We start from the raw sequence: 25,324 nt of genomic DNA, 5'->3' as shown, positions 1-25,324 counted from the left end.
GGTGTAGGCACCGTCCGCCCCTAGCACGAACTGGCCATAGCTACCGCTGCTGGTGCCGGGGGTGGTGACAGTCTTGCCGCCGTCGGCTCCGGCATTGTCATTGTCCAGTACGTTGCCGGAGACGCTGGCGGTGTCTTCGCCCAGGCTGGCGCTGTCGTTGGCTGCACTGGGGCCGTCGTCATAGACGGTGATATTCAGGGAGCTGACCGGAGAGATGTCGCCATCGCTGTCGATGACGCGTACGCCGAAGCTCTCCCCGACCTGGTCGGCCGCACCGGTGCCCGTACCGCTGTGGTCCTGGGTCGCATCGCTCAGGGTGTAGGTCCAGTTGCCTGCCGCATCGACCACCAGGGTGCCGTACACACCCTGCACAGTGCCGCCGTTGGTGACGTCAATCCAGTTGCCGTCACGGTCCTGCACCTGTACGGCGGCCACGCCGTCCGGCGAGCTGACGATCAGCCGGCCCTGGGCCTGCTCGGCATTGCTTTCCGGGTTGCTGCCATCCACCAGGGCGGCCTCGTCGACGACGCCCGGCCCAGCAATCACCTCGCCTTCGAAATCTTCATAGATCACTTCCACACCCGGCGTGAAGTCAGGCGCGGCCGGTTCTTCCGGCTCGGCGGCGACGATATCGGCCTCGGGGAACAGCGGGCTGAAACCCAGTCCCTCGGTGGGGAAACCGATCACCGGGTCGACGGCTCCCCCCACCTCGTCCAACAGAACGAACGAGTGCCCGCCGCCCCCACCGCCGGCACCGCCCGCTCCGGCCCCCGGGCCGGCCGCGGTGGCTTCACCGATCTGGGTCGGGTCGGCACCCGCCGCGATGGCACGTTGCAGGGCTTCGACGTCGGTCAGGTCCTGGTCGCTCGGCGCGGTCGCAGCCGTCTGCTCGGCCGATGTACCGTTGCCCTCCACCAGCAACTGGCTATCCAACAGCAGTTCGCTCTGCCGTCCGAGCTCCAGTCCCCCGCCCTTGGCCAGCGCGATGGAGATTGCGCCCTCCGGTCCGGTGACGATCTGCTCGCCGGCGAATACCCGATCACCCTCCACGAGGAGACGCCGCCCGCCATCGCTGGCGACCGCATACACCTCTCCCACGACCTGTCTGACGACACCGATCAACGTAGCCATGTCCATCCTCCGCAAACAACGAATCGGCCTCTGCCGACGATTCCTTCAGAGGGCCGGAGGGCTCTTCGAACGGGAGTTATGGGGAGAAAAAACGCTGTAAAGGACGGCGCCAAAATTTTGTTTAAAAAATACGCGACAAAAAACTGTCGTATTTTTGAGCCACGCCGTACAACTTCAACCGGTTGATTTCCCGCCCTTCACCCTAGACCGTGCCCTGGCCATCATTTCGCCCGATAAATCAATGAAAACCTTTAATATCGGGGCCTGACAAAGCGAACAATGTGCTTATCTAAGAAAAATTGCATAAGAATATTTAGTCATATTTTCTATGACAAAATCTTCTGAGCTTTTTTAAAAGATGACCTTAGCTGTGATGTTACAGTCCTGATACGGTTTTTAAGGAAAAAACGTCATTAATTTGACGACAGGATTCGAAGTTCTTTTAAGGAGAGCATTCCCATGCGCGCTTTAACCCCCCTCTGGTCCAGCATGCTGTTGGTCATGGTTTACAGTCAGGCCCAGGCGATGAACCTGTCGGAAGCCATTCAGAGCACTGTGGACAATCACCCCGAGATCCAGGCCAACGCCCACAGCCGGCTCTCCTCGGACGAAGACGTGAAGATCGCCAAGGGCGGTTACCTGCCCACCGTCGACATGCTGGTCGGCTATGGCCGCGAACACACCGACAGCCCGAGTACCCGTGCCTTTGGCGATCACCACACCGAAACGCTGAACAACACCACCGCCGAGCTGCGCCTGCGGCAGATGCTGTTCGATGGCTTCAACACGCCGAACGAAGTCGCGCGTACCGAAGCGGTGGTGAATTCGCGCGCCTACCGCCTGCTCGGCACGGCCGAGAGCCTGGCGCTGCGCACCGTCGAGGTGTACCTGGAAGTGCTCAAGCGGCGCGAGTTGGTGACGCTGGCCAAGGACAACCTGCTCAGCCACCAGCGCGTCAACGATCAGATCGGTCTGCGCAAGGAGCGCGGCGTGGGCAGCACCGCCGACGTCGATCAGTCCGAAGCGCGCGTGGCCCTGGCGCAAAACAACCTGTACACCGAACAGATCAACCTGGCCGACGCCGAGGCGAACTTCTTCAGCGTGGTCGGGCGCATGCCGGACGAACTCGAAGCCCCGGCCTCGATCAAGGGAGAGCTGCCCGCCGACCTGAGCGCGGCCCGGCAACTGGTGATGGAAAACAACCCCTACCTGAAATCGGCCCAGGCCGACGTCCAGGCCGCCGAGAAGCAGTACGAGGTCGCCAAGTCGCCGTTCTATCCGCGCTTCGACGTCGAACTGGCCACCAGCGCCAACGACAACGTGCAGGGCGACGAAGGCCACTACAACTCGTGGCGCGCCGGCGTGGTGATGAATTACAACCTGTTCAACGGCATGCGCGACAAAGCCCGCCTGCAATCCAGTGCCTACCAGATCAACGAGGCGATGGACATCCGCAACAACGCGCTGCGCCAGCTCAACGAAAACCTCGCGCTGGCCTGGAACGCCATGGAAAACGCCCGTGCGCAGACCAAGCCGGCCCGCGACTATGCGGACTACACCACCCGCGTCCGCGAGGCCTACCAGCAGCAGTTCGGCCTCGGTCAGCGCAGCCTGCTCGACCTGCTGGACAGCGACAACGAGCTGTTCACCGCGAACCGCCGCTACGTCGAGGTGCGCTACACCGAAGAGTTTTCCATGTACCGCGTGATCGCGGCGATGGGTGAGTTGCTGCGCAAGCAGAACATCGTAGTCCCGGCCGAAGCGGTAGCCCTCACCGAGGTGAAGAGCGAGGCTCGACTGCCGGCCATGAAGTAACGGCCACCGGAGCAGTTGAACGTGACCAAGATGGAGCAGGCCATACCCGCAGGCGATCCCCGGCTGAGTCACGATGACCCGCTGCTCGATGGCCTGCTCATCCTCTGCAAACTGCTCGGCTGCTCCGCCAGCCGGGCCAGCCTCAGCGCCGGCCTGCCCCTGCCCGAGCAGCGCCTGAGTACCGACCTGCTGCCCCGCGCCGCCGCGCGCGCCGGCCTGCAGGGAAGGCTGCTGCGCCGTGAACTGGGGGCCATCTCATCGCTCAACCTGCCGGTGCTGCTGCTGTTGAAGAACGGCCGCAGCGCCGTGCTGCGCCAGTGGGGGCCGAAGAACCAGGCGCTGATCCTGCCCAGCGAGGCGGAAGGCGGCCAGCAGTGGGTCGATCGGGAAAAACTGGCCGCCGAGTATGCCGGCCAGGCGTTCTTCGCCCGCCCCCGGCACGAACTGGAGGAAGCCCGCACGCCGCTGGTGCCGCGTGTGGAAGCCTGGTTCCGCGACACCCTCAAGCTGTCGCGCTGGCTCTACACCGATGCCCTGGTGGCCAGCCTGCTGGTCAACGTGCTCGGCCTGATGGTGCCGCTGTTCGTCATGCAGACCTACGACCGCGTGGTGCCGAACCAGGCCACCGCGACCCTCTGGGTCCTGGCCATTGGATTGCTGATCGGCACCGGTTTCGAATTGCTGCTGCGGGTGCTGCGCGCCCATCTGCTGGATACCGCCGGGAAGAAAACCGACGTGGTGCTGTCCGCCACCCTGTTCGAACGCATCACCGGCATGGCGATGAAGGCTCGGCCGGCGACGGTCGGCGGCTTCGCCCAGAGCATCCATGACTTCCAGGGCCTGCGCGAATTCCTCACCGCGGTCACCCTGACCAGCCTGATCGACCTGCCCTTCGCCGCGCTGATGATCGTTGTCATCGGTCTGCTCGGCGGCTGGCTGGTGACAATCCCGCTGCTGGCCTTCCCGATCACCGCGATCTTCGCGCTGATCATCCAGGCGCGCCTGCGCGACACCGTGCAGAAGAGCCTGGCCCTGGGCTCGGAACGCCAGGCGCTGCTGGTGGAAACCCTCGGCGGCCTGGAGACCCTCAAGGCCTGCGGCGCCGAGAGCGAACGCCAGCACCGCTGGGAAAAGACCCACGGCGCCCTCACCCGCCTCGACAGCCATGCCCGCTTCCTGTCCTCGCTGGCCACCAACGGCACCCAGTTCGTCCAGCAGTTCGCCGGCATGGCGACCATCGTCGCCGGGGTGTACGCCATCATCGCCGGCAACCTCAGCGTCGGCGCACTGGTCGCCTGCTACATGCTCGGCAGCCGCGTGCTCTCCCCTCTCGGCCAGATCGCCGGGTTGATCACCCGCTACCAACAAGCGCGGTTGACCATGAAGAGCACCGACGCGCTGATGGCCTTGCCCCAGGAACGCCAGGCCACGCAGCGGCCGTTCGAGCGTACCCAGCTCAAGGGCGCGCTGGACGTCGCCCAGGTAACCTTCCGCTACCCCGGCCAGAGCGCCGCCGCGCTGAGTAACGTCAGCCTGCGCATCGCTCCTGGCGAACGCATCGGCATCATCGGCCGCAGCGGTTCCGGCAAGAGCACCCTGGCGCGCCTGCTGATGGGCTTCTACGCACCGGACGAAGGCCAGATCCTCCTCGACGGCCTGGACCTGCGCCAACTCGACGTCGCCGACCTGCGCCACCAGATCGGCTACGTGGCCCATGACCTGCCGCTGCTGGCCGGCAGCCTGCGCGACAACCTGACCCTGGGTGCCCGCTACGTCAGCGACGCGCGGATGTTGGAGGTCGCCGAACTGACCGGCGTCGACGAACTGGCCCGCCAGCACCCACAGGGCTTCGACCGCCCGGTGGGCGAGCGTGGCCAGTTGCTGTCCGGCGGCCAGCGGCAGAAGGTGCTGCTGGCCCGCGCCCTGCTGCTCGACCCGCCGATCCTGCTGCTCGACGAACCCACCAGCGCGCTGGACAACACCAGCGAAGACGCCCTGCGCAACCACCTGCAACGGCTGGCCCAGGGCAAGACATTGCTGCTCATCACCCACCGGGCCTCGATGCTCAGCCTGGTCGAGCGGCTGGTGGTGGTGGACAACGGGCACATCGTCGCCGATGGGCCGAAGGACGCCGTGATCGAGGCCCTGCGCAAGGGCCGGGTTGGCACGGCATCCGCCTGAGACAGGCGATCATGGAAGAAACCATGGAGGAACGGAGGTATCGGAAGCCGGAGAAGTACGGGTTGCGCCCCGCCCCGGCAGGACTGAAGCGGCGCGACCCGATATGTGTGCCAGGAGTACCAGCATGGCGTTGTCACAGATGATCTTCGGCTACTTCACCGGTCTGGGCCGGCAACGCCCGGACCTGGAATTCATGCCCGAGGTCCAGGGCGCGGTCCTGGAGGATTCCCCCTGGCTGACCCGCGTCACGGTGTGGAGCGTGGCGATATTCCTGATCGTCGCCCTGCTCTGGGCCCGCTTCGCCGTGCTCGAGGAAGTCACCACCGGCGAAGGCAAGGCCATTCCGTCCAGCAAGGTGCAGACGGTGCAGAACCTGGAAGGCGGCATCGTCGCCGAAATCTTCGTCCGCGAAGGCCAGGTGGTGGACAAGGGCGACACCCTGCTTCGGCTCGATGACACCCGCTTCCTCTCCAACAAGGGCGAAACCGAAGCCGACCGCCTGGCGCTGGTCGCGCGCATCGAACGCCTCAGCGCCGAGGCAGAAGGCCGCCCCATGGCGGTTCCCGAAGAGGTCCGGCGCAAGGCTCCGCAACTGGCGGAAGACGAGCAGGCCCTGTACCACTCGCGCCAGCAACGCCTGCAGAGCGAACAGCGCACGCTCCAGGAACAACTCCGGCAGAAAGAACAGGAACTTGCCGAATTCCGCGCCAAGGCCCAGCAGTACCGCTCCAGCCTCGGGCTGATCCAGCAGGAACTGAACATGTCCCAACCTCTGGTGGGCACCGGCGCCATTTCCGAGGTGGAAGTGCTGCGCCTGCGCCGTAGCGCGGTGGAGATGCGCGGCTCGCTGGACGCCACCACCCTGGCGATTCCCCGCGCCGAAGCGGCGGTCGGCGAGATCAAGAGCAAGATCGAGGAATCCGTGCTGGCCTTCCGTTCCGACGCGTTCAAGGAACTCAACGAAGTCCGCACCGAACTGCAGAAGATCACCGCCACCGGCCTGGCGATCCAGGACCGGGTCAGCCGCACCACCGTGGTCTCGCCGGTACACGGCGTGATCAAGCAGCTCAAGGTCAACACCATCGGCGGCGTGGTCCAGCCGGGCAGCGACCTGCTGGAAATCGTACCGCTGGAAGACAGCCTGCTGATCGAAGCCAAGGTCCGCCCGCAGGACGTGGCGTTCCTCCATCCGGGGCAGAAGGCGATGGTCAAGTTCAGCGCCTACGACTACACCATCTACGGCGGGCTCAAGGCCGATCTCGAACTGATCAGCGCCGACACCATCACCGACGAGGAAGGCAAGAGCTTCTACCTGATCCAGGTGCGCACCGAGAAAAGCCACCTCGGCAGTGACGAACACCCGCTGCTGATCATCCCCGGCATGATCGCCACCGTGGATATCATCACCGGCGAAAAGAGCGTGCTGGACTACCTGCTCAAGCCGGTGCTGAAGGCACGCGCCGAAGCGCTGCGGGAACGTTAGGACGGCCCCGGGACTTTCCGGCACAATCGGAGCGGTCCCGGAGAAGCCGTCCCATGCTGATCGACGAAGAACTGACCCTGAAGAAGCTGGAGATCTTTCTCGCCTTCATGCGCAGCGGCAACCTTGCCCGCGCCGCAGCGGAACTGAACACCAGCCACGTCAGCGTCCACCGCGCCATCCACTCCCTGGAAAACGCCCTGCGCTGCCCGCTGTTCAAGCATGAAGGGCGCACCCTCACGCCGCTGGAAAGCGCCTACGTGCTGGAAGAACGCGCCCAGAACCTGATCCAGGAGATGGTCGAGACGGTACGCCTGACCCGCGAGGCCGCCGGCTTCTCCGCCGAACGCTTCAAGCTGGGCGCGCTCTACTCGCTGACGGTGAAGACGGTGCCGCAACTGATCATGGGGCTGAAGCTGCGGCGCAGCGAGCTGAACATCGACCTGATCCTCGGCTCCAACGTCGATCTGTTCTACAAGCTGAAAAACATGGAACTGGACGCCATCCTGGTCTCGCTCAACGAGAGCGTCAGCGACCCGGACTGCGCCCAGTTGCCGCTGTTCTCCGACGACATCTTCCTCGCCTGCCCCGCCGACTCGCCGTTCGCCGAGCAGGCGGACGTGGATCTGGGCGACCTGCGCGAAGCGACCTTCATCACCCTCACCCCCGGTTTCGCCACCTACCAGGATGGCGTGCGGGTGTTCCAGCAGGCCGGCTTCGAACCCAAGGTGGCGATGCAGGTGAACGACATCTTCACCCTGCTCAGCATGGTCAGTTCGGGCGTGGGCTACGCCCTGCTGCCGGGGCGAATCGCCGCAGTTTACGAAAGCCGGGTACGGCTGGTACCGCTACAGGCGCGGTACCAGTTGCAGCAGCACATCGGCGTAGTGTTCCTCAAGGCCAAGGAGCGCGACCCGAACCTCCTCGCCCTGCTCGCCGAATGCCGCATGTACAGCCTGAAACACCCCGCCTGACGCCATCGCTTGCGTCCCTCTCCCGTTTACGGAAGAGGGTCGAAAACACGGCGAAACTGCCGCCACCTCTCCGTAGCCAGGATAAGCCCCAGCGCAATCCGGGACAGGACCACGCAGGGCTATCGCCAACTCAACCCATCAGCCCCCGCATCATGAAGAACAACAACGACGGCCCGAGCAAACACCCCAAGGCCGTGTAGAAGGCAGCAGTCAAACAGCCATACGGCACCAGCTTCGGATCGGTGGCAGCGAGTCCGCCGGCCACACCGCTGGAAGTGCCCATCAGCCCGCCGAAGATCACCGCCGAGCGCGGGTTGTTCAGACCGACCAGCGGCGCGACGAAGGGTGTCGCCACCATCACCAGAATCGCCTTCACCAAACCGGCGGCGATAGACAGTGCCATCACCTCGGAGCTGGCACCAATGGCCGCGCCGGTCACCGGGCCGACGATGTAGGTCACCGCCCCCGCGCCGATGGTGGTCAGGCTCACCGCGTCGGTGTAGCCGAAGGCCAGCGCCACCGCCACCCCGGCGATGAATGAGATAAAGATGCCGAAGAACAGCGACACCACCCCGGACACCCCGGCGCGTTTCAGCTCGTCGATGTTCACCCCGAACGCCGTGGCGACGATGGCGAAGTCGCGCAGCATGGCGCCGCCGAGCAGGCCAATGCCGGACAGCAGCGAGATGTCCACCAGGCCCTTCTGCCCGCCCGTCACCACACCGCCGACGTAGGACAGCACCAGTCCGAGGAAGATGGCGATGGCCGAGCCGTGCAGGCGGCCGTGGGTCACCTTGTCGGAGAGCCAGTAGGAGAACCACATGGTGACGCCGATGACGGCGAAACCGCTGATCAGGCCGTAGCCGGTGATCACTTTCAGCATGGATTCGTACATGGCGGTCACCGTTGCACGCTCAGGGGTTTATCGGCGGTGGCCGCCACCGGCTTCTTTTGCCCGAAGCGGTCGAGCACCGGCAGCATGACGAAGCTGAGCACCACCGCGGCGACGCCAGCGAGGATCGCCATGGGCCCGCCGCTGAGCGCACCCAGCACGTTCTGCTGGGCCGCCATGGCGACCACGATGGGAATGTAGACCGCGCTCCAGAACTCCACGCCCTGGTTGGACTTGGCGTTCATCAGGCCGCGTTTGTGCAGGTAGCTGCCAATGAAGATCAGCAGGAGCATGGCGATGCCGACACCGCCGACGTTGGCGGGGACGCCGAGCAGCTTGCCCAGCAATTCTCCGATGAGAAGGCCCGCGAGGGTGCAGAGGGCCAGGAAAGCGACACCGTAGATGATCATTATTGTTGTCCTCCGGTTGGATCGAAGTGGGTTGTTCTTGTCCTTCGAAAAGCACGCAGGCTATGGCTCTTGGCTTACCTCCCGACGCAGCAAGGCGTCCAGCGAATCCGGACGGGTGCCCTGGAAGGCGATGATCCGGCAGGGTTCGAACACACGCCGGGCCAGGCCGGACAGCACGGTGCCGGGCGGCAATTCGAGATGCAGCCGTACGCCGCGCTCGCGGGCCGAGCGCAAGGCGGCCTGCCAGTCGACGACGCGGCACAGGTTGAATGCCAGGTCGTCGCGCAGCTTGTCCGGATCGACCAGCAGGCGGGCGTTGCTGCCGCTCAGGTAGCGGTATTGCGGGCGGCGCAGGCGGACCATGGCGAAGGCCTCGGCCAGCCGTTGCGCCGGCCCCGCCAGCAGTTCGCAATGGGACGGCACGCTGACCGCCAGACGCTTGGCCGCGCCGGCACCGGCCTCGCGGGCCAGCCCCGCCACCGCGGCCATGGCCGTTTCGCTGCCGGCGATCACCACCTGGTTATCCGCGTTGATATTGGCCAGGTAGACCAGCGAGCCACTGCTGCGGACCTCATCCACCAGCCGCTCCACGGTTGGCAGGTCGAGGCCGTTGATCGCGGTCATGCCGTAGCCAGCCGGGTAAGCCTCCTGCATCAACCGGCCGCGCAGCGATACCAAGCGCACGGCATCGGCGAAATCCAATGCCCCGGCCGTCACCGCCGCCGCATAGGCACCGATGGACAACCCGGCAACGTAATCCGGCTCCAGGCCACGCGCCATCAGCAGGCGCGCCGCAGCCACCCCGGCGAGCAGCAGGCAGAGCTGCACGGCACGGGTGTCCTGCAACGCCTCGGCGCTGTCGAGCCGCAACGGGTCCTCGCCCAGCACGTCGCCTGCTTCGTCCAAGCAGTCGTGCAGCGGCGGAAGCTCCAGCAGCGCGTGCAACATGCCGGGCCGCTGCGCACCCTGCCCCGGAAAGCTCCAGAGCGCGCTCATTGCGCCAGTTCCCAGGGATCGGCGACCAGCGCCGGGCCCTCGCGTCCCTTGAGCAGGACCCTGGCCGCGCCGCTCGCCCATTCGCGCAAGGCGATGCCACCGTTCGGCGTTTCCAGTTGCACGTCCACCGGGCAAGGCATGCCGTCCAGCAGCCTCAGCAACTGCCGCGCCTGTTCGCGGCCGAGCGGCGCCGGCGTGCGTAGGAGCAGGTCCAAGTCGCTGGCCGGATGCAGCGCCGGCAAGCCGCTGGCCAGCTCGAAACCGGCGCTCCCGGTCGGCCCCCAGCACAGCCCGCAGCCATCCAGCCGCGCCTGCAACAACCCGAGGGCGCGCAGCACCGGCCACTGCGGCTGGGCATGGCGCCGCCAACGGCGTGCCCGGGCCAGGGCTTCCGGGCTGACCTTGCGGGTCAGCCGGTCGAGGCGCAGCCAGGTGGCATAGCGCTGCTCACGACCGCGCCCCCGAACCCCCACCGGCACCCAGCCGGGCTCGGCCGGCGCACGACGGATCACCACCGGCGGCCGCTCGCGCAGGGTTTCGCTCACCCAGGCCGGGGCGTCCGCCGGCAACTGCTCGGGCGTCAGTCCCCAGACCAAGTCATGGGGACGCAGCATGGCGCGGTCGATGGAAGCCATGGCCACCGGCCCTACCACTGCTCGCGCAGGCGCGCCCGCACATCTCGCGACGCCGCGCGGTTGGCCGCACCGAGACGACCGCCGAGGTCGCGCGGGCCGCGTTCGATATCGTCCACCGCCAGCTTCAGACAGGCTCTCACCCGCGCCAGATCGTCCGCGTCCGGCTGCTCGACGCTACGCACCGACAACGTCTCCCAGAGCAGGCCGAGGGAGGCGTAGCTGTCGAGGTCGTAGGCCATCGGCGGCACCGTGGCTGCCAGCACCTCCAGCTCCTCGATACTACGCAGCGTAACCCGCGCCGCCGACGCCTTGCCCATGGCATGCACCATCACCCCCGGATCGCCCAGGGCAATGAGCCGCTGCGCCTGATAACCATGGGCGAGGAACGCGCCGGACATCGCCTTGCCCACCAGCAGCGCGACCAGCGGATGGCCGGCCAGCCGCGCGCGGGCATAGCTGTCCACCGCGCCGGCGAGGGCCTGGTGGATGCCCAGAGCCTCCTCGCGGCGGCCATAGGCCTGGCTGGGCACGTCGACGATGGCGACCAGCACGCGCTTGTCGGGACGGCCAGCGTCGGACTGGATCGCTGCGTCAACCGCCTGGGCCAACCCCCAGCCCTCCAACAGCCCGACCTCACCATCAGCGGCCCTGGGAAAACGGTTGGCGGGGTCGGCGATCACGGCAAGGAAGCGCGCCCGGCGCCCTTCCAGTTCGGCATCGGCCACCCGCAGGGAAGCCGGCAAACCGGCAACAGGCATGGCGCCCGCCGTCAGACCCTCGAACCAGGCCAGGCCGCGTCGGGAAAAAGTGGCAGTCATGTCGGATCTCCTTGATAAACGCGGCGAACGCTTTCGGCGTCGGCCTGGCGGGAGGCATCGAAACGCGCCAGCCGCTCCAGGTACCAGGCGTACCGGCGACTGCGCTCCAGATCCGGTCGCCCCAGGCGGGAGAATCGACGTACCTCGGCCGCAATCGTCTCCACGTCGTCGGCGACGTAGGCATCCACCAGGCCCGTGGCGAAACGCTGCTCGCCGCCAGTCAGGCTCCAGATGAAGGGACGGTCGCGGGAGTCATATTCGTCGATACCGGCCTCCTGCTCGATCACCTGTGGCCCGTTGAGTCCGAGGCGGGCCTCGCGGGTGGCCAGCAGGTAGCTGCACAGCCCGGCCGCAATGGACATACCGCCGAAACAGCCGACCGGCCCGGCGACCACACCGATCACCGGCTGGAACTGGCGCAACTCGACGATGGCGGCCTGGATTTCGGCGATGGCGGCAAGGCCGAGGTTGGCCTCCTGCAGGCGCACGCCACCGGTCTCCAGCAGCAGCACCGCGCGGGTCGGGATGCCCTGGCGGTTGTCCTCGATGGCCAGCTCCAGACCGCCGGCGATCTTCGCCCCGCCCACTTCGCCCAGGCTGCCGCCCTGGAAGCTGCCCTCAATGGCGGCGACCACCGTCGGCTCGCCGTCGAGGCTGCCCTTGGCCAGGACCACGCCGTCGTCGGCCTGCGGCACGATGCCCTGACGCGCCAGCCAGGGCGATTCGACGCGCTCGAAGGGATCGAGCAGTTCGCGGAAGCTGCCGGCATCCAGCAGGGCACGGGCGCGCTGGCGGGCGCCGAGTTCGACGAAGCTGCGACTGCGCAGCAATGCGGCGGTATCAGCCATACGCCACCTCCTCCAGGGCTTGCTCCAGACGCAGGCGCACCACGCCGGGCGTGGCGCCGAAATCGTGGATGTCGATGCTGAGCGCCGGCGGCGTCTGCTCGCGGAACATGCGCTCGAACAAGTTCTGCCAGCGCTGGGCGCTGCCGTTCACCGAGGTGATCACACGGATCGCCAGGGTCCCGGCGCGGCCGGGCTTGAGCAGCACTTCCAGGTCGCCGGAACCGACGCAGCCGGCCATGGCGCGACCACGCGCCGGCGGCCCGGCGGGGAATTCGAAGGACAGGGTTTCCATGACTCAGTGACTCCCGGAGAGACCGCCGACGCGGTCGATGAACAGACAGGCGGCGAGCAGATCGGCGGCACCGCCCGGCGAAGCGTTCAGGCGCAGCAGATCGGCTTCCAGCAGGCGCAGCCGCCGACGCCCGGCGAGGCTGGCGCAACCGCCGGCCTCGAGTACCGCGCGGGCGCCGCGCTGCATGCTGTTCAGGCCCGCCAGGCCGGCGCGCCAGAGCACGCAGGTGTCGACCAACTCGGCCATGATCGCCAGCAAGGCATCGAGACGGGCATGTGCCTCGCCGGCCCCGGCCGCACGACTGGCCTGCAGGCGCGGCAGGCCGTGCAGTAGCAGCGTGGGGAAGCCCAGTTGCGCCTCTTCGCGAGCGCCCCGCGCACCGTAGCGCCGGGCCATGCGCGCACCGTGGCTGTCCGGGGTCGGCGCCTGGCGATCCTCGATCAGGGCGATCCGCGCGGCGCGCAACGCCAGGGCCGCGGGAGCGCAGTCGTCCGGCGCCAGGGCCGTAGCGGCCACCAGCAGCCCGAGCGCCCAGATCGCTCCGCGATGGGTGTTCACCCCGCCGGTGGTGGCGAGCATCTGTGCCTCGCCGTCGCGACCGATGCGGCCCAGCGCCTCGCGCAACGGTTGGCCGATCGCTCCCGCCTCGCCTGCTGCGTCGGCCATCTCGCGAAACATCGGCCACAAGGCCAGCGCCGAGGCGTGCATCAGGCCGAGGCTGAGATCGCGATGGGCGCCGCTGCCGCGCCGGTCCACCAGGGCCGGCTTGGGCGTCAGGTCGGCCTCGTCGATCAGCGCCTCGACGGCCAGGTCGGCGAGCTGTTCGGCCAGGGAAAGCTGTCGTGCTTCACGTAGCCGCATCACCAACTCCTGAATCGGGCCGGAGGGTTGTAGAGGCCACCGGACCACTCGACCAGATCGGCGATGCTTTTCGCCGCCAGCAACTCGCGGCTGGCTTCGGTACGGCGGATGCCAAGGTCTTCGGGCAAGGCGATCAGCCCTTCGCGGCGCATCCGCTCGGTGCCACGCGGGTCGTGGCGCAGGCCGATGGCGGTCACCCCGGCCACCGCTGAGATCATTGCCCGGCGCTCCTCGGCCGAACGGGCCTTGTACAGGTAGGCGATGCCCTCTTCGGTGAGCAGGTGGGTCACGTCGTCGCCGTAGATCATCACCGGCGCCAGCGGCATGCCGGCTTTCTTCGCCACCTCGACGGCATCGAGGGTATCGACGAAGGTGGGCTTGCCGCCCTCTTGGAAGGTCTCGACCATCTGCACCACCAGCTTCTTGCCGCGTTCCAGCAGGGCCTCCGGCTCGGCGCGCATGTCCAGCCAGGCCGGCGTGGCATGGCGCCGGCCGCGCGGGTCGTGGCCCATGTTCGGCGCCCCGCCGAAGCCCGCCAGGCGGCCACGGGTGACGGTGGAGGAATGACCGTCGCCGTCCACCTGCAGAGTCGCGCCGATGAACAGGTCCACCGCGTACTGCCCGGCCAGTTGGCACATCAGGCGGTTGGAACGCATGGAGCCGTCGCGGCCGGTGAAGAACACGTCCGGGCGCTGAGCGACGTAGTCCTCCATGCCCAGTTCGGTGCCGAAGCAATGCACGCTCTCTACCCAGCCGGTCTCGATGGCGGGAATCAGCGTCGGGTGCGGGTTGAGGGTCCAATTACGGCAAATCTTGCCCTTCAGCCCCAGGCGCTCGCCGTAGGTGGGCAGGATCAGCTCGATGGCAGCGGTATTGAAGCCGATACCGTGGTTGAGCGACTGCACCTTGTGCTTCTCGTAGATGCCACGGATCGCCATCATCGCCATCAGCACATGCACTGGCTTGATGTGGCGCGGATCGCGGGTGAACAGCGGTTCGATGTAGAACGGCCGGTCCGCCACCACCACGAAATCGACCCAGGAGGCCGGAATGTCCACACGCGGCAGGTCGGCGGTATCGTCCAGCAATTGGTTGACCTGGACGATGACGATGCCGTCGCTAAAGGCAGTGGGCTCCACCAGGGCCGGCGTGTCTTCGGTGCTCGGCCCGGTGTAGACGTTGCCGTGGCGGTCCGCCATGAAGCCGGCGACCAGGGCGACATTGGGGATCAGGTCCACCAGCAGGCGCGAGTACAGCTCGATATAGGTATGGATCGCGCCGACTTCCAGCAGGCCATCCTCCAACAACTGGCCGATGCGCAGGCTCTGCGGGCCGGCGAAGGAGAAATCCAGCCTGCGGGCGATGCCGCGTTCGAACAGGTCCAGGTGCTCGGCCCGGCTGACGCTGGGCATGATCATGTGCAGGTCGTGCAGCCTGCCGGGATCGGCCTTGGCCAGGGCGCGGGAAAGGAAGTCCGCCTGCTTCTGGTTGTTGCCTTCGAGGACCACCCGATCGCCGGGGGCGATCAGCGCTTCGAGGGCGGCGACGATCCGCTCGCTGGGCAGCACCACGCCATCGGCGAGGCCGCGCACCAGGTCGAGGCGGCGCTGCTTTTCGGCACGCCGACGCGACCAGTGCGGCGGAGGGGAAATTGTTGTTGTCATGTCGACTCCACGGGTTCCGCTGGGTGGAGTCACGGTAAGCAGCCAGCGGAAACGCATCAATCAACCTCGGCGCGCAATCGTTACGCCTGGGTTAACGATCCTCTCGAAAATTGCCGTGGTTGCGCTGGAAGGTCTCCTCGCCCATGGCCGCGATCTGCCCTTCGATCAGCGCCTCGAAAGGCCTGAGCAGCACGTCGAAGCAGGCCGGCGCTTCGAGAATGCCCAGCGCCGCAACGATCGCTTCCAGGGTCGACAGTGCCCCGGGTTCCGGCGCCTTGCGCAGGCGATAACGCGAGGTCAGCCCCTCGGGTAATGCGACGCGCGGTAAACCGGCCAGTGCGGGATTGAGATAAAGCAGCTTGCGCGCCTTGCGCCAAGTGCCGTCCGGCACCACCAGCAGCGTCGGCCGGGCATCGGGCGGGACCGGCGCCAATGGTTGCGCCCCGTCGCCGGGGAACAGCAGGCAGGGGCTATAGGTGGGGTCGGCGAGCAGCGCCGGCAACTCGTCGAAGGCCTCGCCCACCCGCAGCTCGGCATTCTCCAGGCCCAGTTGCGCCAGCCGCGCGGTATTCAGGGCATGCCGCTCCTCGCTGGGATGCTGCAGGATCAGCACCCGGCTGCGGCTCGGCAGATGGGGAATCAAGGGACAAAGGCAGTGATTCGGCGGGCGGGTGCAGCGGGGGCAACGAGGGCGTGGCATCGGTATCTCCTTCGCCGCGCAGTGTGCCACAGGGCAAGTGAGGCGTCCCTGCCTCGAAGCGCAGAGCCCCTCAGCCCCGCGCTTCCTCCGCCCTAATGCCCTCACTGTAGACGCTATCGGCGTAAATGCCCTGTCTTCAACGAGGATTCACGTGCGCCCGCAGCAGATCGCGAAAGGTCTGGATCAGCGGTTCGCGGCTGCGCCCGCGACGCAGGATCAGGGAAAACGGCGCCTGATAGCCGAAGGTGGCCGGCAACAGGACACGCAGCCGGCCTTGGTCGACCCAGGACTGTGCATAGTGCTCCGGCAGATAGCCGATGTAGGCGCCGGAGAGAATCAGGATCAGCTGCGCCTCCATCGACTCCACGGTGGCCGCGCTGTGCTTGAAGCCATGCCGCGCCAGCTCGGCCTGGCTCCAGTAGCCGCGGCCGACCATGCGTTGCTGGGTGATCAGCTCCGCCGGGATGCGTCGCTCGGCGAACAGCGGGTGGCGCTCGCTGCAGTATAGCCAGTGCTGCTCGCGGTACAGCGGCTGGTAGACCAAGCCGTTCATCCGCGTGGAGAACGCACCGATGGCCAGGTCCAGGCGATTGTCCAGCACCGCCAGTTGCAGCTCGTAGGGGCTGGTCACCGAGAGGTGCAGATGGACGGCAGGATGTTCCTGGCTGTAGGCGCCGATCACTTCGGCCAGCGGCAACGCCGGGTCGCTGACGGTGGAATCCAGCACGCCCAGGTTCAGCGTGCCGCGCAACTCGCCCTTGAGCGCCGCCGAATAGCGCTCGAACCCCTCCAACTCGCCGAACAGGCGCAAGGTCTCTTGGTAGAACAGCTCGCCCTTGCTGGTCAGGCTGAAACCGCCCCGCCCCCGATGACACAGCACGATACCGAGCTGGGACTCAAGCTGGCTCATGTAGGTACTGATCGCCGAGGTGGACAGGTTCAGCTCCTGCTGGGCCGCCGCGAAGCCTTGGTGACGGACGACGCAGACGAAGATGCGCAGCAGTTTCAGATCGGGAAGGTCGGAAGGCATGGGAACGGGCGCTTGTGACGAGCGACACAGTCTAACCTCCGGGCAGAGCCAAGACATCCACCGCTTCGATTCACCTTCTCGATCCGATCTTATTCCATTTCGCCCGGGTGCTTATCGCGAAATCATCTTCAAATAAATATTGCGCACTAAACAAATGATCGCTAAATTCTGTCCTACCAAATTACTTAGCGCGCAAAATTAAACGTCGCAAAGTATTAGGCAACCACCTACCGATTGGAGATTCCGAACATGAGCATCGAAAACGTCCTGTACCGTGCATCCGCTGAAGCCACCGGTGGCCGCGATGGCCGCGCCATCTCCTCCGACGGCGTGCTTGACGTCAGCCTGACCACCCCACGTGAACTGGGCGGTGCCGGTGGCCAAGGCACCAACCCGGAGCAACTGTTCGCTGCTGGCTATGCGGCCTGCTTCCTGGGCGCCATCAAGTTCGTCGCTGCCCGCGACAAGCACCGCGTATCCCCGGATACCTGGATCGAGGGCGTGGTTGGCATCGGCGCCATCCCCAACGGGTTCGGCATCGAAGTCGAGTTGAAGATCACCCTGCCCGACATGGACCGCGACGAAGCCCGCGCGCTGATCGAGAAGGCCCACATCGTCTGCCCGTACTCGAACGCCACTCGCGGCAACATCGACGTCACCTTGACCCTGGTCTGACTCAAAGCCCCATTCGGAGAACGAACATGAACATCCGTACCCTTCTCGGCGCCGGGGCCCTTGCCCTGGCTGTCAACAGTGCCTTCGCCGCCGGTAGCCCCGGCGTCGAGCACAACACCCAGGCCTTCCTCGAAGCCCTGGCGGCCGGCGGCGGCAAGCCGCTCGAACAACTGTCGCCCAAAGACGCACGGGCCGTACTGAGCGGCGCCCAGGCCAGCGTCCAGCTCGAACTGCCGAAGGCGGACGTCAGCGCGAAGACCATCGCGGTCGACGGCCAATCGATCAAGCTGATCGTGGTGCGCCCGGCCGGCGAGAAGGGTGAATTGCCCGCCACCATGTTCTTCCACGGCGGCGGCTGGGTGCTCGGCGACTTCCCCACCCATGAACGGCTGATTCGCGACCTGGTGGCCGGCTCCGGCGTGGCGGCGGTCTACGTGGATTACACGCCCTCGCCGGAAGCGCACTACCCCACCGCGATCAACCAGGCCTATGCCGCTACCCGCTGGGTAGCCGAGCATGGCAAGGAAATCGGCGTGGACGGCTCGCGCCTGGCGGTAGCCGGCAACAGCGTCGGCGGCAACATGGCCGCGGTGGTCGCCCTGATGGCCAAGGAAAAAGGCACTCCGGCGCTGAAGTTCCAGTTGCTGTTGTGGCCAGTCACCGATGCCAGCTTCGAGAACGGCTCCTATCAGCAGTTCGCCGAAGGGCACTTCCTGACCCGCAACATGATGAAGTGGTTCTGGGACAGCTACACCACCGACGCCGGGCAGCGGGCGGAAATATACGCCTCGCCGCTGCGAGCCAGCACCGACCAGCTCAAGGGCCTGCCGCCGGCACTGGTGCAGACCGCCGAGTTCGACGTGCTGCGTGACGAGGGCGAAGCCTACGCCCGCAAACTGGACGCGGCCGGCGTGCCCGTCACCGCCGTGCGCTACAACGGCATGATCCACGACTTCGGCTTGCTGAACGTGCTCAGCCGGGTTCCCGCCACCCGCTCGGCCCTGCAGCAGGCCTCGGAGGAACTGAAAAAGCACCTGCAGTGAAACGCAGGCACAAAAAAGCCCGGCTCGCCGGGCTTTTTGTCGTCTCGCGAGGCGATCACGCCTTGACGCGGGACTTGTACTCGCCGGTGCGGGTATCGATCTCGATGGAGTCGCCGATTTCGCAGAACGCGGAAACCTGCAGCTCGGCACCGTTCTTCAGACGGGCAGTCTTCATCACCTTGCCGGACGTGTCGCCACGGACGGACGGCTCGGTGTAGACGATTTCGCGAACGATGGTGGTCGGCAGTTCGACGGAAATCACCTTGTCGTTGTAGAACACAGCTTCGCAGACGTCGGTCATGCCGTCTTCGATGAAGGTCAGAACGCCTTCCAGATCGTCTTTCTCGATTTCGTACTGGTTGAAATCGGCATCCATGAATACGTACAGCGGGTCGGCGAAGTAGGAGTAGGTTACTTCCTTACGCTCGAGGATGACCGGCTCCAGCTTGTCGTCGGCCTTGAACACGGTCTCGGTAGCGGAACCGTTCAGCAGGTTCTTCAGCTTCATCTTGACGACCGCCGCGTTACGGCCGGATTTGTTGAACTCGGCTTTCTGGATGACCCAGGGAGCGCCGTTGATGATGGCTACCTGGCCAGCGCGAAATTCTTGTGCGGTTTTCATACGGGATATCCGATTTGGATGAGTGACAAAAAACAGGCCGCGTATCATAGCCAATTTGTGTAAAAAAGCACCAGCCTTGCCGCGACATCGGTCTGCTCTGCCTGTTCCCGGCACCAGCGCTCGGCATGCTCGGCCACCACGGTCCATTCCCGTTGCAGCCCGTGCCAGGCGGGCCCCATGTCCTCTTCGGCATTCCAGGCATGCCACAGCGCGCCCAGAGCCGCACCCGCAGCAGGCGGCAACGCTTTCCGGTAGAGCCCCAGGAAGGCATCGAGTTTCAGCCAGTGGGCGTTTTCTTCCTGCCGATAGATGTGCCAGAGCATCGGCCGCCCGGCCCACTGCGCCCGCACGAAGGAATCCTCGCCGCGCACCGCGTTGAAATCGCAGCACCAAAGCAAGCGGTCATAGGCGTCCTGCTCGACGAATGGAATCACTTGGACATGCAGCGCGCCGCGTTTGTATTGATCGTGCGCCGCCAGGCCACAGGTACTCAGCCAACGCTCCAGATCCTTCAGCACCCGGCCTTCCGGCACCAACAACTGAGTCGGCTGCGTATCCGCCGCCAAAGCTTCCAGCCAACTGCCCAGCGCGGCATTTTCGTAGGCGAACAATGAGATCAGGCGAGCACCGGGGCGCCGCTGCACACCGATGGATTGCAGGAAAGCGGCCTGCGCCGCCGGATCGGCCTGGAACGCCCGCCGCCGCGCAATCAGCCCCTGCTCGCGCAACAACCCACCGGTCTCCGGGGTGAAACCGGGGAAAAAGAAGAACTTCTGCAAGCCATTCGACTGGAAAGACGGCAGGCCATGGCAACCGCCCACCCAGTCTTCCGCGCTGAGGTATTCCAGATTGATCCACAGCGGCGGGCGCGGCTTCTCCACCATTGCCGCCTCGAATTCAGCCGGAAGGTGACAGGCGAACGCCTCGATCACCACATCCCCCGGCTCGACCGGTTGCCACGGCAACGCCCACCGTCGCACCTCGACGCCACGCTGCACCTGCTGCGCCGCGTCGGGATCGACCTCGGGGCAGAGCCGCACCAGCGAATGCAGGTCATCCACCCACAGACGCACCGCCTGGCCATGCTCGACCGCCAGTTGCCGGGCCAGGCGCCAGGTCACGCCGATATCGCCGTAGTTATCGACGACGCTGCAGAAAATGTCCCAGAGAGGCTTCATCCATCACCCGGCAGGCAAGACCGATAGAGGCGCGCATCTTACCGCCCGGGCGAGACACTCGACAGGCTATTGCGGGAGCTGCTTGCCGGCCGCCGGATACTCCGCCTTCAGCAGCGCCCGGCTCTCGCGCACCTGCGCCAAATAGAAGAAGAACACATAGACCGACGCCAGCGCCCCGGCCATCAGCTCCAGCTTGGACGTGGCGGTCAACCAGCGGTAATGCGCACCCCAGAGCACCAGCAGCAACCCCATGAACAGAAACGGATGCCGCACGGCCGCACCCGCCGCATACCAACCCCGCTTCGCCAAACCAGCGGAAAGCGCCGCCAGCGCCCGCGGAATACCCGTCAACGCCCAGGCCCGGCGAGGCGCGGCCTTGATCGATGCGAACACCTTTTTCATCTTGTTCTCCGATTCGCGTCAGATAGAAACGCCATGATGCGACAACGCACCTCCGAAGCGTATTACACCTTAGCCGGGTTCCCGCCAGACCGCTCGGCGCCATCCCCCGAACGATCCCCCCGCCCCTCTTTCCAAAGCTGGGTGAATGCCCACCCCCACGAGGTCACCCATGAGCAGCGCCCCGAAAGAACCCGGCATAGACATCCACCACCCCAACGACCTGGAGTTGCCCGGCGAAGACCGCTCCGAACGTAATCCCCCGCCTGATCGGCGCGAGAATGCGCCGGAGCGGCAGCAGCCGGCCAGGGAGTCGGAGGTGGTCAGATAGCATAGGGCGGCCTGCATTGCGCTGCAGGCCAAATGCTTGAACAGAGCTGAACTTGCAGATAGGCTCTTTTCCGCTGCCCTTATCGGTAGCTCGGGATTGGCGTCCTGATTCTCAGACTGAGCAGCCGCAGTCATGCGGTCTTTGAGAATTTTTTTATGCCGAAGCCAACCCATGCCCACCACCGCCCTCGCTCGCCTGAACAGACTGCACACATCACTACAGCAGCTCCGCAACACTGACAGCGCACTGCTCCGCCTAGAACCTTTCGACACCCGCCTCAACGAGTTGGCTGTCGTAATTGAAGAGCTTCAGCAGTTGGAACACGTTCAATCCCAACTCAACGACCTTGGCGGCGCTATGACACTGTTATTGGAACTACTGTAGTCCGCCGACCAAAAACTGCATGGTTGCTTGTTGTATTGTTTGTTGAAACCGTTCAAGGAAAAGATCGATCAGGTAATGGACGAAATGGAGCTAATTGTGTAAATCCAAGCCATAATGCTAGCCATACAATCCTTTGGAAAATCCTACCCATAAAAGGCCCGGACATCGGGCCTTTTATAAACCGCACATTAACCAAAAGACACTCTTGCTAAAATGCTGCTTTCAGGCCCATGCACCTCTGCATATTCGTCAGATAATTTAAGAGTTTTATACTCTCTTAACTTCGGCAAAAAGACAATCTCATCAGGCACCGTTCTCAGCAGTTCCTTCTGACATATCATCTTTCCTTTTTGATAAACCCTTATCTCCAATGAAAAATTCTGCATTGTCATACTACAATATAACTGCGCCAACATATCTAGCTTCGCTGATTTCTTTTCCTTATGAACCCACCCATTCTTGAAACCTGCCCCTCTCAACTCATCGAGCGCAGCTAGCAATTGCTCCTTGGGTAATGGGTATTCATCTGGACAAGCATTGATGCCGGACCTTAACATATCAGAAATATAATCAGGAACACGCTCAATTGGAATATTTAAGTATTGCTCAGACTTAAATGATACTTTCACCCCAAGAGCCCCCGACGAATTAACAAAGGCCCTAGGAGCAATATCAGAACATCCTATTACCGCCAACTTATAATAACCTTTTGTTTCAAATTTAATTAACCTAAGCGCACGCTCAAGATAATTACAAATATGCCTACTATAATCACGAAACGAACTTGTTAATTCTTGAGGAAACTCAACAAGATCAGGATAAACATAAATTTCCTTGAGAATCATGGCCGGCTATGCCTCATCGGGTCAAGTTCACTACGGAGCTTCTCAGCATTTCCTTTCTCCCACTCTAAGGCTCTCAGACGGGCCCCCTCCCCTCCAGAGTCTCTATATGGATATCTAGCCTCATAACGCCCCTCATTACCTGGCTCACGGTTCCACTTATTAACTTGGCTAATTGCTCTTGGGGCACTCCCATCCTTATTGGGCTTGGCCCCTGTTATTCCTGTCTTAGCAACTTTACCAGTAAAATTATCTACAATTTCGTAGCCAATTTGCGGCTTATCGCTGAGCTTACTATTACCATGTATCGTCTTACTAAGTGATGCAGCATCATGGACTTTATCCGCTATCTTGGCAGCTATTTTTCCGCCTGGAATTACACTTGTAACGGCATTCTCAGCCACTGACTTTATAAGCCCAGTAGCTCCTCCAGTCTGAGTTGCCGCATACAGATCAACTGCCGTTAAAGCCAAGTCTACGCCTTTAATAATCAGAGGAACAGCCAGGACAGGCAGTTCCCCGTCAGGATCAACATATTTATAGGGATTATTATTGGCATAGGCATAGCGATTAAAACTATGAATATTTTCCTCATTGAACCCTTGCGGATCCATGCTAAGAAATCTACCAACAACAGGATCATAATAGCGAGCCCCCATATAAGATAGGCCTACAGCATCGTCATATGGTTTGCCATGAAAACCTATCTTATTACCTAAGCTCGCACTTTCTTTATTAATTTTACCTCCATAGGGGTGGTAATTTTCTCGCCACAACACGCTCCCTGTTTCGCCAGTTGCTAAAAGAGGCGTTCCGGAAATATCATTGTGGAAAAAAGTGACAGTTTGGGCCTCTACCAAACCAACACAAGCCGTGAAAAATACAATTACCCTTAAAAGACCGAAAAATATACTCTTCATCACTTCTCCTTATTGATTTACGACTTGAGCAACCCGTTTCCCATCTAAATAAATATACTCAACAAGCTTACTTGGTTGCTCAAGGGAATATTCAACCAGAAGTGTATCTTTAGAGTATATCTCGTAAGTTTTTACGTTACCCTTAGACACAACAACACGCTTATTTGATCCATCATAAGAAAACCGGATGGCATTTCCAGAAGCACAATCTACACATACCAAGTTCTGTGCACCATCATACTTGTAGACTTTCCCATAACCTCCAATGACATTACCATAGATATCATATGAAAATCCCGAACTCAGACTTCCAGAGATAGCAGACAATCTATTTGCACTGTCATAACTATAATTCAACTCGTACTGCCCATAAACTTTCCTTTTAATATTCCCAGCACCGCTATAGGTTATATTTCCGTTCCCCCACGGCCCCGTCGCACCGACAAGTCTATTAACCCCATCATAAACTAGCGTCCGATTATAACGACTATCGATCGAATCAACGATACTAGTCAAATTCCCTTGGCCGTCGTAACCATAGGCACTATTTGCATATAAAGAGTTACTTCTACCGACCTGAAAACTGCCGGGCCATAGCCGGGCATTTTGATCGTATCTACTAAAAACTCCATTTACATACTCAATTAACTTAAACTGACCAGAGGACCAATATTCTATTCTATTAATAAACCCAGATATCCTAGTGGGACGACCCAATACATCTGGAGAGTAATTAATTACACGACCCGAAACCGGATATTTTATTGCCTCAAGCTGATCATTCGAATTAAAATAGTAATTTGTTGAAAACTTACCACCATCAACCTCCAGCAACTCCTCAATCAAATTATCATTAGGATCATACGAATATCTTCGAACTATCCCACCAACCAAGGAAGTCAAAACCTTATCGGTCTTTGTGTATGTATTTATTACACTTGCAGTGTCACCAGGATAATCAATATTCGTCAAGCGATTTCTTTTATCATAGCTATAAATCGTAACTGGAGAAGTTCCAACCTTTGATGATACAATATTCCCAGCCATATCCCTTTCATAAGTAGTAACCCCTGTCTCAGGATTATCAATTGATGTCAAATAAAAATTCTCATTATACCCATATTTACGAGTTACTCCTCCCTGATGAACTAACGTAATCAAATTACGCACATTCCGATTCATGATAATATTGGATTCACTTTCAGGCGTCGCTAGTGCTATTAGATACTGTTCATTGGGATCCCCATAAGACCTAAAACCCATCACTATCGTTTTTCCGCGCTCATCCGTAATCGTTTGTGTTCCGGCTCCATACGCGATTTTTTTAAACATCCCATCGGCATAGGTTATGAGCACAATTCTATTTAAAGCATCATATTTATAGGATGTCCCTACACTAGAATCAGGATTAGACTCATATATTTTACGCCCTTGCCCATCATGCTTATAGGTCGTAACCACATTCCCCTTAGTGATTACTTTTGGGCGGCCAAAGCCATCATATTCGACAGACTCTATGAGAGAGCCACGCGTAGCTGTCTCATTATTTAACCCATATACCATTCGTCTAGGGTTTCCTGAAGGATATGAAATAGAGAGGACTCTATTCAAAGCATCATATTCGTAATAGGTTGTATGCCCTTCACCATTGGTTTCAGAGATCACATTACCCGCATCATCTACATTTCTATAAACGAAAACACCCTCTTCTTGTGATTCAGTCTGAGCTATCCCACGGTGATAGTCAGAAAAACTATGAACAATCCCTCGTGGCATAGTTTTTGTTGCCAAATTCCCCTGACTATCATATGTAAAAGAAGTTTTTACACCATCCACTATTTCTTCAAGCAAGCTTCCATTGGCATTAAACACTCTCTTCGTGCTTGCACCATTGAGAACCTCATCCTTCAGTTTTTTTACTATCCACTTCGAAGTATCAATGTGATACGTTCTAGTTGTTGACCGTGCCCCACCATTTGGGCCTTGCTCAACTATCAGCCCCGGGTTCCCATAAACATCATATGAGGAATAGGTAGTCTTATATTCAGCACCATCTCTCTTTATAACTAGGGATGCCAGCTCAGCAGCCCATATACTAGGGAAACTTATATGGACGCCTCCCGGAGCTCAATCGGTAATCATGCTGGCGTGTAGGTAGGAGCAGTCTTATATCCGGCCTGTTGTGCAGGCCGACAAGCCCTGC

Annotated in this window: 25 protein-coding genes; 7 read left to right on the top strand and 18 right to left on the bottom strand. The window is 61.9% G+C overall.

The window, feature by feature from the left end; translation table 11 throughout:
- Positions 1 to 1,131 (bottom strand): retention module-containing protein (locus BZL41_RS05030; RefSeq protein ID WP_143518023.1); only part of this gene is annotated, 1,131 nt, incomplete at its 3' end.
- 459 nt (positions 1,132 to 1,590) lie between these two features.
- Between BZL41_RS05030 and BZL41_RS05025 the strand changes: the two genes are divergently transcribed.
- The 4 genes from BZL41_RS05025 (at position 1,591) to BZL41_RS05010 (ending at position 7,581) form a co-directional block, all read left to right on the top strand.
- On the top strand, positions 1,591 to 2,946 hold the full coding sequence (locus tag BZL41_RS05025; protein WP_095598277.1) for a TolC family outer membrane protein: 1,356 nt from the start codon (positions 1,591 to 1,593) through the stop codon (positions 2,944 to 2,946).
- Positions 2,947 to 2,976: 30 nt separating this feature from the next.
- Positions 2,977 to 5,127 carry a type I secretion system permease/ATPase gene (locus BZL41_RS05020; RefSeq protein ID WP_095598278.1) on the top strand — a complete coding sequence of 717 codons (2,151 nt, stop codon included), beginning with the start codon at positions 2,977 to 2,979 and terminating at the stop codon, positions 5,125 to 5,127.
- Positions 5,128 to 5,251: 124 nt separating this feature from the next.
- Complete coding sequence (locus BZL41_RS05015; RefSeq protein ID WP_095598276.1) at positions 5,252 to 6,610, top strand: HlyD family type I secretion periplasmic adaptor subunit; 1,359 nt, start codon at positions 5,252 to 5,254, stop codon at positions 6,608 to 6,610.
- 53 nt (positions 6,611 to 6,663) lie between these two features.
- Positions 6,664 to 7,581, top strand: coding sequence for a LysR substrate-binding domain-containing protein (locus BZL41_RS05010; protein ID WP_084333943.1), 918 nt, complete (start codon positions 6,664 to 6,666; stop codon positions 7,579 to 7,581).
- 130 nt (positions 7,582 to 7,711) lie between these two features.
- Here BZL41_RS05010 and madM read toward each other — a convergent pair whose 3' ends face one another.
- The 11 genes from madM to BZL41_RS04955 form a co-directional block, all read right to left on the bottom strand.
- Positions 7,712 to 8,476, bottom strand: a complete 765-nt coding sequence (madM, locus tag BZL41_RS05005; RefSeq protein WP_095598275.1) for a malonate transporter subunit MadM — start codon at positions 8,474 to 8,476, stop codon at positions 7,712 to 7,714.
- Positions 8,477 to 8,481: 5 nt separating this feature from the next.
- The gene (gene madL, locus BZL41_RS05000; RefSeq protein WP_095598274.1) at positions 8,482 to 8,883 is read right to left on the bottom strand and encodes a malonate transporter subunit MadL; all 402 of its coding nucleotides are present in this window, start codon (positions 8,881 to 8,883) and stop codon (positions 8,482 to 8,484) included.
- Between the two features lie 60 nt (positions 8,884 to 8,943).
- Positions 8,944 to 9,879 carry a malonate decarboxylase subunit epsilon gene (mdcH, locus tag BZL41_RS04995; protein ID WP_095598273.1) on the bottom strand — a complete coding sequence of 312 codons (936 nt, stop codon included), beginning with the start codon at positions 9,877 to 9,879 and terminating at the stop codon, positions 8,944 to 8,946.
- Positions 9,876 to 10,514: a malonate decarboxylase holo-ACP synthase gene (locus BZL41_RS04990; protein ID WP_095598272.1), complete on the bottom strand. Its 639-nt coding sequence runs from the start codon at positions 10,512 to 10,514 to the stop codon at positions 9,876 to 9,878. The genes mdcH and BZL41_RS04990 overlap by 4 nt, the downstream gene beginning before the upstream one ends.
- 11 nt (positions 10,515 to 10,525) lie before the next feature.
- Positions 10,526 to 11,332, bottom strand: a complete 807-nt coding sequence (gene mdcE, locus BZL41_RS04985) for a biotin-independent malonate decarboxylase subunit gamma (protein ID WP_095598271.1) — start codon at positions 11,330 to 11,332, stop codon at positions 10,526 to 10,528.
- A complete protein-coding gene (locus BZL41_RS04980; RefSeq protein ID WP_095598270.1) occupies positions 11,329 to 12,180 on the bottom strand; it encodes a biotin-independent malonate decarboxylase subunit beta in 852 nt (283 codons plus the stop codon). The genes mdcE and BZL41_RS04980 overlap by 4 nt, the downstream gene beginning before the upstream one ends.
- A complete protein-coding gene (locus BZL41_RS04975) occupies positions 12,173 to 12,472 on the bottom strand; it encodes a malonate decarboxylase subunit delta (protein ID WP_095598269.1) in 300 nt (99 codons plus the stop codon). The genes BZL41_RS04980 and BZL41_RS04975 overlap by 8 nt, the downstream gene beginning before the upstream one ends.
- Before the next feature lie 3 nt (positions 12,473 to 12,475).
- Positions 12,476 to 13,333 (bottom strand): triphosphoribosyl-dephospho-CoA synthase, encoded by an 858-nt coding sequence (locus BZL41_RS04970; protein ID WP_095598268.1) that lies wholly within the window; start codon positions 13,331 to 13,333, stop codon positions 12,476 to 12,478.
- On the bottom strand, positions 13,333 to 14,997 hold the full coding sequence (mdcA, locus tag BZL41_RS04965; protein ID WP_095598267.1) for a malonate decarboxylase subunit alpha: 1,665 nt from the start codon (positions 14,995 to 14,997) through the stop codon (positions 13,333 to 13,335). Before mdcA ends, BZL41_RS04970 begins: the two co-directional genes overlap by 1 nt.
- Positions 14,998 to 15,088: 91 nt before the next feature.
- Positions 15,089 to 15,697 carry a tRNA-uridine aminocarboxypropyltransferase gene (locus BZL41_RS04960; RefSeq protein ID WP_095598266.1) on the bottom strand — a complete coding sequence of 203 codons (609 nt, stop codon included), beginning with the start codon at positions 15,695 to 15,697 and terminating at the stop codon, positions 15,089 to 15,091.
- Between the two features lie 136 nt (positions 15,698 to 15,833).
- On the bottom strand, positions 15,834 to 16,727 hold the full coding sequence (locus BZL41_RS04955; RefSeq protein ID WP_095598265.1) for a LysR family transcriptional regulator: 894 nt from the start codon (positions 16,725 to 16,727) through the stop codon (positions 15,834 to 15,836).
- A gap of 249 nt (positions 16,728 to 16,976) precedes the next feature.
- On the opposite strand from BZL41_RS04955, the gene BZL41_RS04950 reads away from it, so the two are divergent.
- Together BZL41_RS04950 and BZL41_RS04945 are read left to right on the top strand one after the other, a co-directional pair.
- A complete protein-coding gene (locus BZL41_RS04950) occupies positions 16,977 to 17,402 on the top strand; it encodes an organic hydroperoxide resistance protein (RefSeq protein WP_084333954.1) in 426 nt (141 codons plus the stop codon).
- 26 nt (positions 17,403 to 17,428) lie between these two features.
- Positions 17,429 to 18,445 carry an alpha/beta hydrolase gene (locus BZL41_RS04945; RefSeq protein ID WP_095598264.1) on the top strand — a complete coding sequence of 339 codons (1,017 nt, stop codon included), beginning with the start codon at positions 17,429 to 17,431 and terminating at the stop codon, positions 18,443 to 18,445.
- 55 nt (positions 18,446 to 18,500) lie between these two features.
- Here BZL41_RS04945 and efp read toward each other — a convergent pair whose 3' ends face one another.
- The 3 genes from efp to BZL41_RS04930 form a co-directional block, all read right to left on the bottom strand.
- On the bottom strand, positions 18,501 to 19,067 hold the full coding sequence (gene efp / locus BZL41_RS04940; RefSeq protein WP_084333956.1) for an elongation factor P: 567 nt from the start codon (positions 19,065 to 19,067) through the stop codon (positions 18,501 to 18,503).
- 44 nt (positions 19,068 to 19,111) lie between these two features.
- Positions 19,112 to 20,245: an elongation factor P maturation arginine rhamnosyltransferase EarP gene (gene earP / locus BZL41_RS04935; RefSeq protein WP_095598263.1), complete on the bottom strand. Its 1,134-nt coding sequence runs from the start codon at positions 20,243 to 20,245 to the stop codon at positions 19,112 to 19,114.
- Between the two features lie 66 nt (positions 20,246 to 20,311).
- Positions 20,312 to 20,647, bottom strand: coding sequence for a hypothetical protein (locus tag BZL41_RS04930; RefSeq protein WP_095598262.1), 336 nt, complete (start codon positions 20,645 to 20,647; stop codon positions 20,312 to 20,314).
- A gap of 499 nt (positions 20,648 to 21,146) precedes the next feature.
- On the opposite strand from BZL41_RS04930, the gene BZL41_RS04925 reads away from it, so the two are divergent.
- A complete protein-coding gene (locus BZL41_RS04925) occupies positions 21,147 to 21,359 on the top strand; it encodes a hypothetical protein (RefSeq protein WP_095598261.1) in 213 nt (70 codons plus the stop codon).
- A 188-nt stretch (positions 21,360 to 21,547) separates the two neighbouring features.
- Here the strand turns inward: BZL41_RS04925 and BZL41_RS27740 are convergent, their stop codons facing one another.
- Genes BZL41_RS27740 through BZL41_RS28800 form a run of 3 tightly spaced genes read right to left on the bottom strand, consistent with a single transcriptional unit; the run spans position 21,548 to position 24,993 of the window.
- A complete protein-coding gene (locus BZL41_RS27740; protein WP_143518022.1) occupies positions 21,548 to 22,204 on the bottom strand; it encodes a hypothetical protein in 657 nt (218 codons plus the stop codon).
- Positions 22,201 to 23,121, bottom strand: a complete 921-nt coding sequence (locus BZL41_RS28355; protein WP_095598260.1) for an RHS repeat-associated core domain-containing protein — start codon at positions 23,119 to 23,121, stop codon at positions 22,201 to 22,203. The genes BZL41_RS27740 and BZL41_RS28355 overlap by 4 nt, the downstream gene beginning before the upstream one ends.
- Positions 23,122 to 23,130: 9 nt before the next feature.
- Positions 23,131 to 24,993: an RHS repeat protein gene (locus BZL41_RS28800; protein WP_143518021.1), complete on the bottom strand. Its 1,863-nt coding sequence runs from the start codon at positions 24,991 to 24,993 to the stop codon at positions 23,131 to 23,133.
- Positions 24,994 to 25,324: the final 331 nt, after the last annotated feature.

Source organism: Pseudomonas sp. PIC25 (assembly GCF_002286785.1).
In the GTDB taxonomy this organism is placed as follows: Bacteria; Pseudomonadota; Gammaproteobacteria; order Pseudomonadales; family Pseudomonadaceae; genus Pseudomonas_M.
The sequence above is the reverse complement of the archived record's forward strand: the minus strand, read 5'-3'. Positions and strand labels throughout refer to the sequence as shown.

Coding starts and splice junctions, on each gene's coding strand:
- BZL41_RS27740 (WP_143518022.1), bottom strand. CDS start 22,204: ATGATTCTCAAGGAAATTTATGTTTATCCTGATCTTGTTGAGTTTCCT.
- BZL41_RS28355 (WP_095598260.1), bottom strand. CDS start 23,121: ATGAAGAGTATATTTTTCGGTCTTTTAAGGGTAATTGTATTTTTCACG.
- mdcE (WP_095598271.1), bottom strand. CDS start 11,332: ATGACTGCCACTTTTTCCCGACGCGGCCTGGCCTGGTTCGAGGGTCTG.
- BZL41_RS04975 (WP_095598269.1), bottom strand. CDS start 12,472: ATGGAAACCCTGTCCTTCGAATTCCCCGCCGGGCCGCCGGCGCGTGGT.
- BZL41_RS04960 (WP_095598266.1), bottom strand. CDS start 15,697: ATGCCACGCCCTCGTTGCCCCCGCTGCACCCGCCCGCCGAATCACTGC.
- BZL41_RS05020 (WP_095598278.1), top strand. CDS start 2,977: ATGGAGCAGGCCATACCCGCAGGCGATCCCCGGCTGAGTCACGATGAC.
- madM (WP_095598275.1), bottom strand. CDS start 8,476: ATGTACGAATCCATGCTGAAAGTGATCACCGGCTACGGCCTGATCAGC.
- mdcH (WP_095598273.1), bottom strand. CDS start 9,879: ATGAGCGCGCTCTGGAGCTTTCCGGGGCAGGGTGCGCAGCGGCCCGGC.
- BZL41_RS05025 (WP_095598277.1), top strand. CDS start 1,591: ATGCGCGCTTTAACCCCCCTCTGGTCCAGCATGCTGTTGGTCATGGTT.
- earP (WP_095598263.1), bottom strand. CDS start 20,245: ATGAAGCCTCTCTGGGACATTTTCTGCAGCGTCGTCGATAACTACGGC.
- madL (WP_095598274.1), bottom strand. CDS start 8,883: ATGATCATCTACGGTGTCGCTTTCCTGGCCCTCTGCACCCTCGCGGGC.
- BZL41_RS04980 (WP_095598270.1), bottom strand. CDS start 12,180: ATGGCTGATACCGCCGCATTGCTGCGCAGTCGCAGCTTCGTCGAACTC.
- BZL41_RS04990 (WP_095598272.1), bottom strand. CDS start 10,514: ATGGCTTCCATCGACCGCGCCATGCTGCGTCCCCATGACTTGGTCTGG.
- BZL41_RS05015 (WP_095598276.1), top strand. CDS start 5,252: ATGGCGTTGTCACAGATGATCTTCGGCTACTTCACCGGTCTGGGCCGG.
- BZL41_RS04925 (WP_095598261.1), top strand. CDS start 21,147: ATGCCCACCACCGCCCTCGCTCGCCTGAACAGACTGCACACATCACTA.
- BZL41_RS04970 (WP_095598268.1), bottom strand. CDS start 13,333: ATGCGGCTACGTGAAGCACGACAGCTTTCCCTGGCCGAACAGCTCGCC.
- BZL41_RS04930 (WP_095598262.1), bottom strand. CDS start 20,647: ATGAAAAAGGTGTTCGCATCGATCAAGGCCGCGCCTCGCCGGGCCTGG.
- mdcA (WP_095598267.1), bottom strand. CDS start 14,997: ATGACAACAACAATTTCCCCTCCGCCGCACTGGTCGCGTCGGCGTGCC.
- BZL41_RS04950 (WP_084333954.1), top strand. CDS start 16,977: ATGAGCATCGAAAACGTCCTGTACCGTGCATCCGCTGAAGCCACCGGT.
- BZL41_RS04955 (WP_095598265.1), bottom strand. CDS start 16,727: ATGCCTTCCGACCTTCCCGATCTGAAACTGCTGCGCATCTTCGTCTGC.
- efp (WP_084333956.1), bottom strand. CDS start 19,067: ATGAAAACCGCACAAGAATTTCGCGCTGGCCAGGTAGCCATCATCAAC.
- BZL41_RS04945 (WP_095598264.1), top strand. CDS start 17,429: ATGAACATCCGTACCCTTCTCGGCGCCGGGGCCCTTGCCCTGGCTGTC.
- BZL41_RS05010 (WP_084333943.1), top strand. CDS start 6,664: ATGCTGATCGACGAAGAACTGACCCTGAAGAAGCTGGAGATCTTTCTC.